This window comes from Paenibacillus polygoni (assembly GCF_030263935.1).
Lineage (GTDB): Bacteria > Bacillota > Bacilli > Paenibacillales > Paenibacillaceae > Paenibacillus > Paenibacillus polygoni.
The window spans coordinates 925,502-939,682 of the sequence record NZ_CP127162.1; the positions used below are offsets into that span (position 1 = coordinate 925,502).

The window sequence follows — 14,181 nt, forward strand, 5'->3', positions numbered from 1 at the left end:
ACTAGATCCGTTGCCGGACTTCTTCTGCGAAAAAATCCCCTCCCCATTAACGGGAAGAGGATTATTTTACATTTTACATAGCCAATCCCTTGGAAAACGAGCTTACCAAGTGATTAAAAAGTACGAGCAAGTGCAATGAGTCCAATCAGCGTTATGACATTAAACAGTGTTGAGATGAGAACGGTTTGAGCAGCAAAGTCAGGCTCATTCCGGTACTCTTCTGCCAGGATAGAAGCATTAACGCCAGTCGGCATACCCGAAGCAATAATCAGGGCCTGTGCTGTCATTCCTTCCAGTCCAAGAAGATATACAAGTGTAACGCCGATCACAGGAGCGATTAGCAGACGAATGAACATACTGACATATACGGTGACCCGTCCTAATCTAAGCGGATATTTTACAATCTGTGCTCCAAGGGTCAACAGCGCGACAGCAACCATCGACTGCTGAGCGTAAGTTAATGGCATCGACAGAAAAGTAGGAAGCGGTGCACCCAGTGCATTCCACAGAATACCGAGTAATAGAGCGTAAGGAACAGGCATTTTGAGGAACCCGATAACGAGACTGCGGTAGTTCCCTTTTAGCTGCGCCCCTTGAATCGAAAGTACCCCATATGTAAACGTCAGCAAGCTCTGCATCGACATAATAAAAGCCTGAATCGAAGCGGCAAGCGGATCACCTTTGAATACAAGTGCACTAATCGGCATTCCGTAATTTCCTGCATTGTCCAGCATAATACTGTTGTTAAAAGCAGCTTTCATTCCTTTGTTGAACTTGAATGATTTCGCCACAATGCAGCCGATTAAATAGAGAATAAGAGAGTACATTGCATAAAAAAGGGCTATTGTTCCAAGCAGTTCACCGGACATCTCCGATAGATACATACTCATAAACACGGCAGCCGGAGTAATAAAGTAAAAGTTAATTTTGGCGAGTGTATATAGATCGAGTTCAAACACACGCTGCATTAATGAGCCTACACCAATTAGTACAAATACGGGCAGGACAACTTCAAGCAAGATGTCTAAAATCATGAGTTTGTCAGCTTCTTTCTATAAAAAGGTTCACTTTTTTTCTGAATATTTCAGAAATACTTGTTACATTATAGCATCTTGGTGCAATTGTGGAACGGAAAATGAACAGTTCTTTGTAAGTATTCATGAACGAACTACGTTTTCTTTAGACTCGCTTGGGTAATCTATTAACACCAAGATGTAACAATCAGACTCAAGAAATAAAGGAGCAGGATATCAGATGGAACCCATATCCGATCATCTGGAGCATGGGCTTCAGATTATATTTATCGGCTTTAATCCAAGTATTAAGTCAGGTGAGACCGGACATCACTATGCGAATCCGAGAAATAATTTTTACCGAATCTTGCACCAATCCGGACTTACTCCGCGCTTATATGAAGCAAAAGAAGACCAGGATCTGTTGAAATTGGGGTATGGTTTTACCAACATTGTTGCAAGACCTACCGTCGGCATTGATGATATTACGAAGGAAGAGTACGCAGAAGGGCGAGAAATTTTGAAACAGAAGCTGGAGAAGTATCGCCCTGAAGTGGCTTGTTTTGTAGGGAAAGGCGTATATACACAATACACGAAAAGAACCAAAGTGAATTGGGGGTTTCAGCCCGAGCCTTTTGTAGCCGGAATGCATGAATTCGTGGCACCTTCTTCAAGCGGGCTCGTGCGTATGCCGATGAAACAGATTATCGAGATTTACCGAGAGTTAAGCCTATTCTTGCATGATGATACATAAGGTGCCAAGCAGTGATGAACACCTCTGTATAGCGTATGAATCGCACAGTGGCTGTGTAGAGAGGAGCTTCCTGCGAGACATTCGAAAAAATGAAGTGGATATCTAAAAAATAAAGCAAATATCTAAAGAAGGGGAGTTCGTATCAAAAGAGTGGAGTGCAATAGCATAGAATGAGGCTTACCCAGATGTGTTAGTGAACACTTTCTGGATAAGCCTCTCTATATGCGTTAACATTCATAATTTGATTTACTATCTTTGCTGCATTTCAAAAGGACAGGGGGAAGGTAAAATTACCCTGTTTATTTTATAGTGTTACCACCGTCCATGACGATGTTTTCCCCCGTAATCATGTTGGAGGCATCACTTGCTAAGAACAAGGCTACAGCTGCCACTTCCTCAGGATAACCAAAACGACCGAGAGGAATTTCTTTCTTCGCTTGTTCGCCTACTTCACCAGCCCAAGCTTTCTTCCCAAGTTCGGTTAAGATAATGGTTGGTGAAATTGCATTCACGTTAATGTTAAATTGAGCCCATTCAAATGCAAGAGAACGTGTAATACCCAAGACAGCGGCTTTACTTGCACAATAAGCAACATGATTATCTAGGGCAATTAAAGCAGCTTGGGACGCTAAATTGATAATTTTTCCGCCGGTGCCTTGCTTGATGAGAATATTCCCGACTTTTTGTGCCATTTTAAAAGTTCCTGTTACATTAATATCTAATGTTTTCTGCCAGTACGTATCTGAAATATTCTCTGCATCATCTAAGAAAACAACGCCAGCGCAGTTAACAAGAATATCAATTTTACCAAAATGAGACTGCACTTGATGAATGGCTTCTTCCATACTTTCATTGTCTGTTACGTTACAAGGTAAACCAATAGCCCTCGAGGTATGTAAAGCAGTCGCAACCTCGGAAACATCGTCTTTTAAATCCAGGATGGCAACAGAAGCCCCTTTTTCTAAAAATAACTGAGCAACAGCATAACCAATACCACTTGCTCCCCCTGTAATAATAGCTACTTTATCCTCAATGCTAAAGCTTTTGTCATATCCCGTGAATTTCATAGTAATCCCTCGCTTTTAAGTAATGAGTTAATCCGTAACAATGAGCTCAATATGATGCTTCTTAAATAACTCTACATATTTGTCTGAAACAGGTTGGTCTGTAATGAAAGTATCAATATCCGTGATTTCGGCAAAGGCGGCAATGGAATTGCGATCAATCTTCGTGTGGTCAAGTAAAACGGTTGTTTTCGTTGCAGCCTTCACCATTCTTTTTTTCAGTTCTACCTCGTACACGCTAAAGTCTGTAAATCCCGCTTCTTCTGAAAAACCATTGGAAGATGTGAAAAGCTGATCCACATGGATTTTATTTAAAATTTCCGCTCCAAGTGTCCCTTCCAGTGAACAAGAACCTTGTTTAACGATCCCTCCTAATAAAATGACGGTAATCTGAGGGGAGTCATTGAGTTCCATCGCTACTTTTAAGCCACTTGTCACTACGGTGAGCCGATAAGGTGAATCTTTAAGTTGATGTGCAAGTTCTAATGCAGTAGAGCTGGCATCCAGCATAATACATTGATTGTTTAAAATCGTTTTCACCGCAGCTTTTGCAATCGCAACTTTCTCATCTTTGTTTTTCATTTGTCTTGTGGAGAAGCTGGTATCTAGTTCATTAGGATCAACGAGAATAGCACCGCCATGCGTTCTGCGTAATAGATTTTGTTGTTCTAATTTGGTTAAATCCGTTCGTAATGTAGCTTCAGATACATTTAAAGAAGAAGCAAGTTCTTTAATTGTGACACTGCGTTGTTGCGCTAATTTATCTAAAATCAGTTTGTGACGTTCTTGAGCAAAAATCTTTTTCATATATCACCTTTTGTTTTTTATTATTTATTATTGTTTTCTTCATAATAACATAGTCATTACAGCAGAAACAAAAGAGAACGGGAAGATTACGTGTACATAGATAAATGCCAAAAAAAGTATCTGCATAAATCATTTTACATCCTATTCATACCATACTCTAGTCTTAAAATAAAGACAAAACAGAAATTCATCTTAAATATATACAGAGTATGTATGGAAAAACAGTGATCTATTAAACACCCCCTATATATGATGATGCTGCTAGATCGAATAAGAAAACTATATTTTGAATAAACACGTCAATGAACTTAAAAAGAAAAACAGGCCTATATATACTGTAAACGATTTCTTTTATTATGAAAAGAAAAGAAAATAAACAAAAGAAAACAAAAATAAAACATTGAAATTCGAAAAAAAAGATGGTAATATAAAGCAAGCGAAAGAATGAAAGCGCTTTTAATCATACGAAGGAGGAAGAAAATAAATGAGTACTATTCAAACCAATGAAGTCGTAGTTGAAAAAGTAGTGAAAAGTGTGAAGGATATCCCTACAACAATGAAGGCAGTTGTTGCCTATGAACCTGGTGATTATCGTTTAGAGGAAGTTCCGGTACCGAAAGTTGGAGAAGGAGAAATTCTAATAAAAGTAGAAGCATGCGGTATTTGTGCAGGTGATGCAAAAGCATATGACGGTGCACCAAGTTTCTGGGGGGATGCGGATCAGCCGGCATATATTAAAGCACCGATGATTCCGGGGCATGAGTTTATTGGTCATGTGGTAGCTATCGGAGAGAATGTGAAGGATGATTTTGAATTAGGTGATCGCGTCATTTCGGAACAGATCGTTCCTTGTGAAGAATGTCGTTTTTGTAAGCGTGGTCAATACTGGATGTGTCAAAAACATGATCTATATGGGTTCCAAAATAATGTGAATGGCGGTATGGCAGAGTATATGAAATTTACGAAGGAAGGAATTAACTATAAAGTTCCTACCGAGTTGCCTATCGAAAAAGCTATTTTAATTGAGCCATATGCGTGTTCTTATCATGCAGTACAAAGAGCCAAAATTGAACTGGAAGATGTAGTTGTTTTAGCAGGTGCAGGTACATTAGGTCTAGGAATGATTGGTGCCATTAAAAAATCCGGACCATCCAAGTTAATTGTACTTGATCTATTTGAAGATCGTTTAGAATTGGCAAAACAGTTCGGGGCAGATATGGTATTGAATCCGGCGAAAGATGATATCTATACAATCATTAACGATTTAACAGATGGGTATGGATGTGACGTATATATTGAAGCAACGGGTGCTCAAAAATCGGTTGAACAAGGACTGAAGCTTATTCGTAAGTTAGGCCGTTTTGTTGAATTTAGTGTATTTAAAGACCCAGTAACGGTGGACTGGTCTATTATTTCAGACCGTAAAGAGCTAGATGTCTTGGGATCTCATCTTGGTCCATACTGCTATGAACCAGTTATTAAAGGGATTAGTAACGGGGACTTGCCGACAGAAGGCGTTGTAACCCACATTCTACCTCTGGAAGAGTATCAAAAAGGATTTGAATTAGTGAAGAGTGGACGCGATTCGTTAAAGGTTGTTCTAAATCCAAATCTATAAACCAGCACATCTTAGGAGGCAACCTTGTATGAAATCGAACTTGCAAGCTGTATCAGTTGGAAAACTAGGTATGGACAGAAAAATGATGATGGGTTACTTGGGTGTTTTGATTTTTATGATCGGTGATGGATTAGAACAAGGTTGGCTTTCAACCTATCTGACCCAAAATAACATGACAGTCCAAGAGGTAGCAACCCTATTAAGTTTTTATGGGATTGCAGTTGCTTTTGCATCTTGGCTGTCGGGAGTATTAGCTGAAATTTATGGTCCCCGTAAAATGATGATTACCGGGCTTGTCCTATTCGTACTGGGTACCTTGGTTTTCTTAACCGTTGGTATTCCAACGATGAATTTATCGGTCATGTTACCAACCTATGCACTGCGTGGTCTTGGTTATCCTTTATTTGCTTATTCTTTTCTAGTATGGATTACTTACTATGCACCGGCTGAAAGACTGGGTACGGCTGTAGGCTGGTTTTGGGTGTCCTTTGCGGGCGGACTAAATATGCTCGGAGCTTATTATTCTAGTTTTGCGTTACCAATCTTAGGAGAAATGAATACCCTTTGGAGTGCCTTGGCATTCACAACAATCGGCTCTATATTTGGTATTTTATTATGCAAGACTGATATTGAGAAAACAGAGTTAACTATAAAACAGGCGTTAAAGCAAATAACTAAGGGGATCACTATTGCTTTCGAACGTCCCAAAGTTGGGCTAGGCGGAATTGTACGCGCGATCAATACAGCCGGTGCATATGGACTGGTCGTATTTCTACCTGCTTATATGATTGATTCAGGATTTACGATGTCACAGTGGCTTCAAATTTATGGAGCACTATGGGCAAGTAATGTTGTTTTTAATCTAATTTGGGGGGCAGCAGCAGACCGAATTGGCTGGCAATTTACCGTGATGTGGATCGGAGGTATAGGTTGCGCTGTATCATTGGCTTGCCTTTACTATTTCCCTTACTTCTTCGGTGCGAATTACTTGTTAACGATCACTGCAGCCATTTGTTTTGGTTCGTGTTTGGCTGCTTATGTGCCGCTTTCTGCATTAGTACCGTCGCTAGCACCTGAAAATCGCGGAGCAGCCATGTCTATTCTGAATTTAGGGGCTGGATTAAGTACATTTTTAGGACCCGCTATTGCTGGTGCACTCATTGGAAGTTTAGGTGCTTCAGGTGTGATTTGGGCTTATATAGCAATGCATGTGATTAGCACGTTCATTATGATTTTTGTAAAGCTGCCTAAAGATGTACAGCAAGAACAATTATCTGCAGAAGTAGCTCCAGCTCATTAACATAAAAACAATAGAATATTCAGTCTATATTCTTTTATCGATAATAAACAAAAGTAAACGAAAGTTTAAAATTGACAAATGAAAGAATATTATGTGAAAATAGTGTTGTAATTATTGGAAAACAAAAAGATAAATAAATAGATAGGAATGAAGGGGAGGGACGTAACATGAAAATTGGCTTAGGTTCAGATCATAATGCTCACGGATTAAAACAGGCTTTATGGGAATATATCGAAGAATTAGGGCATGAAGTTGTAGATTACGGCTCACAAGATGATTGTACAGCTATTGATTATCCTGGGGTTGCATTTGAGGTAGGAACAGACATCATGGCGAATAAACTGGACAGAGGGATTCTTGTTTGCGGCACCGGACTAGGAATGGCTATCGCAGCTTGTAAAGTACCAGGGATTAGAGCCGCTACCACTCATGACGTTTATTCTGCAGAGAGAGCTTGCAAAAGTAATGACGCACAAATTATTACTTTAGGCGAAAAAGTAATCGGGATTGAAGCAGCAAAAAAAGTGGTTGAAATGTACTTAAGCTCAACGTTCCCTGGAGGAAATTCTGCCCGTAAAGTGCAGCAGATTTCGGAACAAGAAAAGATCTACATGAACGGGAGGGTTTCGCTGTAATGAAAAAATTAATGAACAACCCAACGAATGTTGTCGATGAGATGATCGAAGGTTATGTGAAAGCCTTTCCTAACTATGTGAAGCAATTAGAGGAAAATAAAAGAGCGCTGGTAGCCGTTCGCCAAGAAGAAACAAACAAAGTAGGTGTACTGATTGGCGGAGGATCAGGACATGAGCCGGCTTTTATGGGATATGTCGGTTACGGAATGGCTGATGGTGTGGCTGTAGGAAATATTTTTGCATCCCCGTCACCTGATCCCATAGTTGAAGTAACCAAAAAAATAGATAACGGACAAGGTGTCGTTTTTATTTATGGGAATTATGCAGGCGATTTAATGAACTTCGGCATGGCAGCAGAAATTGCTGATCTTGAAGAAGATATTAAAGTAGAACGCGTTATTGTTACGGATGATGTGGCCTCAGCACCTAAAGAGGAGATGCACAAGCGCCGTGGTATTGCAGGAGAATTCTTTGTAACTAAGGCAGCAGGAGCAGCGGCTGAGAAAGGATACTCCATTGAGGATGTTGTTCGTGTAGCTAAACAGATGAACGATGTGACTCGGACGATGGGGGTTGGCCTGTCACCTTGCTCCTTACCGCAAACAGGGATGCCTAGCTTTGAACTAGCAGAAGATGAGATGGAGATCGGCTTAGGACATCATGGAGAGCCTGGTATTGAAAAGGGGAAATTACAAACGGCTGATGAAGTAGTAGATCGTTTGGTGGAAGATATTTTAAAAGATATGCCGATTGAAAGCGGTAACAAGGTAGCTGTTCTGGTGAATGGTCTAGGTTCGACAACAAATATGGAACTGTATATTATGTTCCGAAGAGTTGAGCAAATTCTATCGAGTAAGAACATTCACATTCATCGTTCCTTTGTTGGAAGCTACAGTACTTCGTTAGAAATGGGCGGGGCATCTGTTTCCATTGCCAAACTGAATGATGAATTAGCAGAAATGATAGACTTCGCGGCGGATTGTCCGATGTACGTACAACGATAGGGGGAGCGACAATGGAGATTTCAGCAGTTCAATTCAAACAATTCTTAATGAATGTTGTAGAGATGATAGAAGAACAAAAAGATTATTTATGCGAGCTTGATCGTAAACTTGGTGATGGAGATCATGGGGTAACGATGTCAATTGGCTGGCAAGCAGTTAAGGAACAGCTTGAAGGACCGTTAGCAGAGGAACAAGATTGTGTGAAATTGAGTTCGACTGCGGGACGTACATTTTTGAGTGCGGTGGGTTCATCTGTCGGCCCGCTGTATGCTACAGGTTTCATGCGCGGTGCAAAAGCGCTAAAAGGGAAAGAAGTATTAGATGATACGGCATGGAAGGATTACTGGGTGGCATTCGTTGACGGCGTTCAAGAGCGCGGACAAGCGGAACTTGGAGATAAAACGATGATGGATGCATTAATTCCCGCACGTAATACCTTAGTAGATGCATTTGAGCAAGAAGGCAACTTTATTAAATCGATCGAGCTTGCTGTGCAATCTGCTAAAGATGGTGCAGCTTCTACAAAGGATATGCTTTCAAAACGCGGCCGTTCCAGTCGTTTAGGTGAACGCTCCATTGGTGCACAAGATCCAGGAGCAACATCAGCAGCAGCGATTCTAGAAGTATTCCTGCAAACCGTAAAATCTTCTGTATGTGAATCAATTTCATAATATCTTTCCTGAGTTATAAATTGATTTAATAAGTTATGAGATTGATTCATGTGTGTAATTTTTCGTCACCCATCCTTAATTGAATGATGTTACAAAACATACTTTTAAGGATGGGTGATTTTTATTGTCTTTTTTGAGAGGAATGAGGAAAATGACTGTACAAATTAAGCATTTTACTAATGATTTTATGAAGGTTACACAGATGGCTGCACTTCATACGTATTCATGGATCGGTCGTGGCAATAAAATAGAGGCGGACCGTGCGGGAACCAATGCAATGCGGAATGTGTTGAATCAATTACCTATTGCATCTACCGTTGTCATTGGTGAGGGTGAAATGGATGAGGCACCGATGCTGTATATAGGTGAAGAATTAGGAGCAGGTAAAGATTTAAAAGTAGATTTAGCTGTTGATCCTATTGAAGGAACCACCCTTGTGTCTAAAGGGATGCATGGAGCACTAGCTGTATTAGCAGTTGCGCCGAAAGGGACACTGCTGCATGCCCCAGATATGTACATGAAAAAGATAGCATGCGGCAAGAAAGCAAAGGGAGCTATTTGCTTAGAGGATTCACTTAAAGAAAATATGCACCGGGTTGCAGAAGCATTGGGGAAAAAGGTAAACGAATTAACAGTAATGATCCAAGATCGCCCGCGCCATCAACAATGGATTAATGATGTACTCGAGGAAGGTGCAAGGGTTAAACTATTCTCTGAAGTAGATATCACAGGAGTTTTGGCTACATCGATAGAACAATGTGAGGTTGATCTATTCATTGGGATTGGCGGAGCACCAGAAGGCGTAATTGCAGCGGTCGCACAAAAAGGATTTAATGGTGATTTCCAAGGACAACTTATGCCTCAAACTGAGCAGGAATATGAACGTTGTTTACAAATGGGAGTTAGCGATCCAAAACATATTTTATTACTTGATGAAATCGTAAAATCAGAAGACTGCTTGTTTAGTGCAACAGGTGTCACAGATGGACTTATCCTGAACGGGGTGAAACATAGCAACCAAAAACAGGAGATGCAGACACATAGTTTAATTGTTTCCCAGAATCATATACAATTTATTGTTGGTAATCATGAAGAAGAAGGATTCGAAATCTACGAGCAAACCAGCAAAATAGGCTAGTCATTGAATAGAATTTGCAAACGACCAATGAATGAAATTGATCGTTTGAACCATCTATTACGATCTTACGTCTCTTCATATTTTATTTGGATATGATCTCATCAAGGATGTGTACAATTTCCTCAAAGTTGTATACATCCTTATTTACTTTCCAAGTATCCGTATCTTTCACCATCGTTATATCTCCATGTAAATCAATATGTTCATTTCCAAAAGTGAGTGTCCCTGTGTAACTTAATTCGATCTCCTGATCTGTTTGAATTTTCTTAGTGAGTTCTAAGTCATTCATCTCAACTTTACTTTGTTTGTAATTCGCGATAAGAAATCCATTTTGATATGTACGAGTGATCACATTTTGATCATAGAATACAGTGGTCGTCAGTGGTTTAACGGCCTCTTGTTTCGCTTGAATATCCTCGATTGATATCTCTGCGTTCGGTCCCGGTTGATCTGCTTTATACTCAATCGTTTTGTATTCTTTTGCTACTTTTATCGCATCGTCTAAATCTCTATCATTAGATGTGCAGGCAGAGAGGATGAGAGTGAACAAAAGAATCAGGACGGTAAATGACATACGCATCAGTATTCCTCCTTTTAATGAGTTGTGAAATTGATCTATCAATAATAATCTACCATAATTATACATTACATGAATACTTAGTTATATATAGCGTTTTAATCGATCTCGATTGCCTCGGAGGATCTCTTAACCTCTTTTGCTTGAAGTGGATTTTCATAGCTAGATTAAAGATTACGTCATATGATTAGTACATACTGTTCTCACTGCAAGAGCATCTTCGCAATAAGGAGGATATTCATGAACATCCCCAAAGGTACCTATGGTTTTCGGTTCGCCGAAGATAAGGAGCTTCAGCTGTGCGTGTTATTTGCTGCCGGTTATGATTCGATTACCAACCCTTCTTATCATTGGGACGGACTGAAGCGAACCGATGGGCCTCTTCTGCTGTTCCAGTATACGATTAGCGGCGAAGGGGTATATGAGTCGGGGAACCAAACTCACTATATCACGGCTGGACAAGCTTTTCTGGCTGAAATTCCAGGACCTCACCGCTATTATTATCACCCGAAATCAAAAGAGCCTTGGGATTTTCTATTCCTGCTGTTCCGGCCCAATCTGATCTTGCCCCACTGGCGCAAATTTCTGGGAGAAGCGGGGGAGACTCCTTATCTGCCTATGGATTGTGCGCCTGTCCGAATATTACAAATGATCGTGGCGGATGCGGCAGCGGGCAGAATTATCGATCCCTTGATTGCATCTTCTTGCGTCTATCAGTTCATGACAGAACTTGCGAGACTACAGGTAACAACGTTGCGGAACAGGGACAACTGGCCTGAAAATGTAAGGCTTGCAGCTGCATTTATTGAAGCAAATTATTCACAGATGATCAGTATCGATCAGCTGTCCGAATATGTCTCTCTATCGAAATATCACTTGATCCGCCGATTTTCGGCCAGTACGGGCCTGACGCCAGGTGCTTATTTGACGCGTGTCCGTACGGAGAAAGCAATGGAGTTGCTTCGGGGAACTGACCTTAGCATAGAGGCAATTGCCGAACGGATTGGCTACTCCAGCGGAAGTTATTTCATTAAAGCATTTCGCAGTGTGGCAGGCCTTACACCGGGAGAATTTCGCAGTGGGGGCGACTGCCTTGCTTATCGCAAATTGTTTTTTGACTGACCGCAATATTTTACTATTCCGCTTTTAAGATTACTGTAGATATTACGAATCTCCTTTACTATGCTAAACATAGCAAGAGGTAGCAAGAGCAATATTAAACAGTAAAGGAGCTTTTGAAAATGGATCATAAGCTTATAGCGTCTACACCGCCGCTTGGCTGGAACAGTTGGGATTGCTACGGTGCAGCCGTAACAGAAGATGAAATTCGGGGCAATGCGGAATACATGGCAAAGCATCTCAAAGCATACGGATGGAGCTACATTACCGTTGATATTCAGTGGTACGAGCCTCATGCGAACTCCTCACAATACCGGCCGTTTGTTCCACTAGTAATGGATGAATACTCCCGGCTCATGCCTGCTGAGAACCGCTTTCCCTCCGCGGCAGATGGACAAGGATTTAAGCCGTTAGCCGATTATGTACACAGCCTTGGACTTAAATTTGGTATACATATTATGCGCGGCATACCTCGGCAAGCGGCCCATGCGGGCACTTCCATTCTTGGTACGTCGGCGACAGCACGCGATATAGCGCATACGAATTCGATCTGTCCATGGAATACGGATATGTATGGCGTGGATGCGTCGAAGGAAGGGGCACAGGCTTATTACAATTCTCTCTTTGAATTGTACGCAGAATGGGGCGTTGACCTGGTAAAAGTGGATGATATTGCAGCTTCCAGGCTGTATGACACCCATCAGCCGGAGATCGCAATGATCGCAAAAGCGATCGAAAACTGCGGTCGGCCTATGGTGTTAAGCCTATCTCCTGGTCCTGCTCCGGTAGAATATGCGGAGTTTTTCACTTCGCATGCGAACATGTGGCGTATCACAGATGACTTTTGGGATCAGTGGCCGCTCCTTTTGGATATGTTCGATCGGTGCAGAACATGGCATGGTATACCCGAGGCAGGTTCCTGGCCTGACTGTGACATGCTGCCGCTCGGTCACATTGGCATTCGCTCGGTGGATGGCGGAGGGGCGGACCGCTGGACCCGGTTTACACGTGACGAACAGCTAACTATGATGTCGCTTTGGAGCATTTTCCGCTCGCCGCTCATCTTTGGGGGCGAATTACGAGACTGCGATGACTGGACGCTGTCACTGCTTACAAACCGTGAGGTTCTGCGCATGCACCAGGAGAGCCGCGGAGCCAAAGAAGCATTACGCCAAGGAGACCTCATTGTTTGGACGGCCGAAGACACCGAAGGACCTCGCTACGCGGCAATATTCAATATCGGTGAGAGTCTGCTTTCAGTAGACTTGGATATTGAGCAAATCGGTCTCGGAGACAGCACTGCTGGAAATGAACTGTGGAGCGGAGCACAAGCTGAACTTGCGGAAGGAGTACTTCAGGCTACTGTGCCGCCACATGGGGTACGACTCTATCGGTTCTATTAAGAGTATCAATAAAGAATATTAATAAAGAGATCTACCCATCATGGGCAGATCTCTTTATTATATCTACAGCATTCATCATGGCGAAGTCGGAGAAAGGGTCTGGGAAGAAGCAAAACGTTTTGTATTTTGACGCGCTTGGGAACGGCATGAAGATAGCCCCTCAATGAATCTCGTTTTACTCCCCGCGATACTTTTTAATAAACTGAACGGCTTTCCGAATATCTTCTTCCGGTGAAGCACCGACTTCTCGCTCAATCGTGAGATAACCTTTATATCCGATCTCTTGGAGTGCAGCAAAGTACGCATCAAAATCTACTTGGCCTTCGCCTAATGGAACCTCCAGGAATGCAGCTCCGGAAGAAGCCATCTCCGCAATCTTCTCATGCGTCATGCCTTCATATCCAAGGTAACCATAGACCTCTTTAGGATCGATGGGTCTTATTTGTCTGCCGTCTTTCACATGGGTGTGGACGATGTAATCTTTCAAAACCTTGACGCCTTGCACCGGATCATCGCCGGTTACCATGACCATATTCGCCGGGTCAAAGTTAACGGATACGCCGTTTGTACTGAGTGTATCCAGGAATCCTTTGAGATGAGCAGAGCGCTCAGGTCCCGTCTCAATGGCAAAGTAGGCGTTCATACTCTTCGCATAGACCCCAAGTTCTTCACAGGCAGATTGCATTGCAGCGTAGATGGGACCGTTCACATCATCAGGAACAATACCTATATGTGTGGTGACTATATTCGTTCCCAGTTCTACAGCGAGGTCAAGAATGCGTTTAGACTTTTCGATTTTTTCCGGATTAACCGCTGCATCTTGAAATCCATGACCGCCAAGATCGCCGCAGAGAGCCGATATGTCAAGTCCGAGATCTGCAATATAGCTTTTCAGTTCTTTCCGTGCGGCAGTTGATAGATTCTCGGGGGACATCTCGCCGGATACAGCGTAGATTTGTACGCCTTCTGCACCAACTTCTTTTGACTTCCTCAGCCCCTCTCGAAGACCCGCTTGGAAACTGTCAGAGATAACCCCGATTTTATTAGGTAAGGACAAGATTATACCTCCTTATTCACT

General features: G+C 42.0%; 14 protein-coding genes. 9 read left to right on the plus strand and 5 right to left on the minus strand.

Translation table 11 applies throughout. The features are described 5' to 3' along the window. Positions 1 to 113: 113 nt before the first annotated feature. The gene (locus tag QPK24_RS04450) at positions 114 to 1,034 is read right to left on the minus strand and encodes an AEC family transporter (RefSeq protein ID WP_285746479.1); all 921 of its coding nucleotides are present in this window, start codon (positions 1,032 to 1,034) and stop codon (positions 114 to 116) included. Between the two features lie 220 nt (positions 1,035 to 1,254). Here QPK24_RS04450 and QPK24_RS04455 point away from each other — a divergent pair, with 220 nt between their 5' ends. Further along, on the plus strand, positions 1,255 to 1,767 hold the full coding sequence (locus QPK24_RS04455) for a mismatch-specific DNA-glycosylase (RefSeq protein ID WP_285746482.1): 513 nt from the start codon (positions 1,255 to 1,257) through the stop codon (positions 1,765 to 1,767). A 299-nt stretch (positions 1,768 to 2,066) separates the two neighbouring features. Here the strand turns inward: QPK24_RS04455 and QPK24_RS04460 are convergent, their stop codons facing one another. Then, on the minus strand, positions 2,067 to 2,834 hold the full coding sequence (locus QPK24_RS04460) for an SDR family oxidoreductase (protein WP_285746484.1): 768 nt from the start codon (positions 2,832 to 2,834) through the stop codon (positions 2,067 to 2,069). A 27-nt stretch (positions 2,835 to 2,861) separates the two neighbouring features. Beyond that, positions 2,862 to 3,638 carry a DeoR/GlpR family DNA-binding transcription regulator gene (locus QPK24_RS04465; protein ID WP_285746486.1) on the minus strand — a complete coding sequence of 259 codons (777 nt, stop codon included), beginning with the start codon at positions 3,636 to 3,638 and terminating at the stop codon, positions 2,862 to 2,864. Positions 3,639 to 4,122: 484 nt separating this feature from the next. Between QPK24_RS04465 and QPK24_RS04470 the strand changes: the two genes are divergently transcribed. The 6 genes from QPK24_RS04470 to glpX all read left to right on the plus strand — a co-directional run bounded on the left by QPK24_RS04470 (position 4,123) and on the right by glpX (position 10,004). After that, a complete protein-coding gene (locus QPK24_RS04470) occupies positions 4,123 to 5,256 on the plus strand; it encodes an MDR/zinc-dependent alcohol dehydrogenase-like family protein (RefSeq protein ID WP_213532780.1) in 1,134 nt (377 codons plus the stop codon). Positions 5,257 to 5,284: 28 nt separating this feature from the next. Beyond that, positions 5,285 to 6,556 carry an MFS transporter gene (locus tag QPK24_RS04475; protein WP_213532781.1) on the plus strand — a complete coding sequence of 424 codons (1,272 nt, stop codon included), beginning with the start codon at positions 5,285 to 5,287 and terminating at the stop codon, positions 6,554 to 6,556. A 167-nt stretch (positions 6,557 to 6,723) separates the two neighbouring features. Beyond that, positions 6,724 to 7,191: an RpiB/LacA/LacB family sugar-phosphate isomerase gene (locus tag QPK24_RS04480; RefSeq protein ID WP_213532782.1), complete on the plus strand. Its 468-nt coding sequence runs from the start codon at positions 6,724 to 6,726 to the stop codon at positions 7,189 to 7,191. After that, positions 7,191 to 8,195: a dihydroxyacetone kinase subunit DhaK gene (locus QPK24_RS04485; protein ID WP_285746491.1), complete on the plus strand. Its 1,005-nt coding sequence runs from the start codon at positions 7,191 to 7,193 to the stop codon at positions 8,193 to 8,195. The genes QPK24_RS04480 and QPK24_RS04485 overlap by 1 nt, the downstream gene beginning before the upstream one ends. Positions 8,196 to 8,206: 11 nt before the next feature. Continuing rightward, positions 8,207 to 8,866 carry a dihydroxyacetone kinase subunit DhaL gene (gene dhaL, locus QPK24_RS04490; RefSeq protein ID WP_285746493.1) on the plus strand — a complete coding sequence of 220 codons (660 nt, stop codon included), beginning with the start codon at positions 8,207 to 8,209 and terminating at the stop codon, positions 8,864 to 8,866. A gap of 151 nt (positions 8,867 to 9,017) precedes the next feature. Then, entirely contained in the window at positions 9,018 to 10,004 is a 987-nt protein-coding gene (glpX, locus tag QPK24_RS04495) for a class II fructose-bisphosphatase (protein WP_320416909.1), read from the plus strand. An 82-nt stretch (positions 10,005 to 10,086) separates the two neighbouring features. On the opposite strand, the gene QPK24_RS04500 is transcribed toward glpX, so the two are convergent. Continuing rightward, positions 10,087 to 10,584 (minus strand): hypothetical protein, encoded by a 498-nt coding sequence (locus QPK24_RS04500; protein ID WP_285746495.1) that lies wholly within the window; start codon positions 10,582 to 10,584, stop codon positions 10,087 to 10,089. Between the two features lie 237 nt (positions 10,585 to 10,821). On the opposite strand from QPK24_RS04500, the gene QPK24_RS04505 reads away from it, so the two are divergent. Together QPK24_RS04505 and QPK24_RS04510 are read left to right on the plus strand one after the other, a co-directional pair. Next, on the plus strand, positions 10,822 to 11,703 hold the full coding sequence (locus QPK24_RS04505) for a helix-turn-helix domain-containing protein (protein WP_285746497.1): 882 nt from the start codon (positions 10,822 to 10,824) through the stop codon (positions 11,701 to 11,703). Between the two features lie 119 nt (positions 11,704 to 11,822). Continuing rightward, on the plus strand, positions 11,823 to 13,103 hold the full coding sequence (locus QPK24_RS04510; RefSeq protein WP_285746499.1) for a glycoside hydrolase family 27 protein: 1,281 nt from the start codon (positions 11,823 to 11,825) through the stop codon (positions 13,101 to 13,103). A 175-nt stretch (positions 13,104 to 13,278) separates the two neighbouring features. Here QPK24_RS04510 and QPK24_RS04515 read toward each other — a convergent pair whose 3' ends face one another. Continuing rightward, positions 13,279 to 14,160 (minus strand): sugar phosphate isomerase/epimerase family protein, encoded by an 882-nt coding sequence (locus QPK24_RS04515; protein ID WP_285746500.1) that lies wholly within the window; start codon positions 14,158 to 14,160, stop codon positions 13,279 to 13,281. Between the last annotated feature and the right edge of the window lie 21 nt (positions 14,161 to 14,181).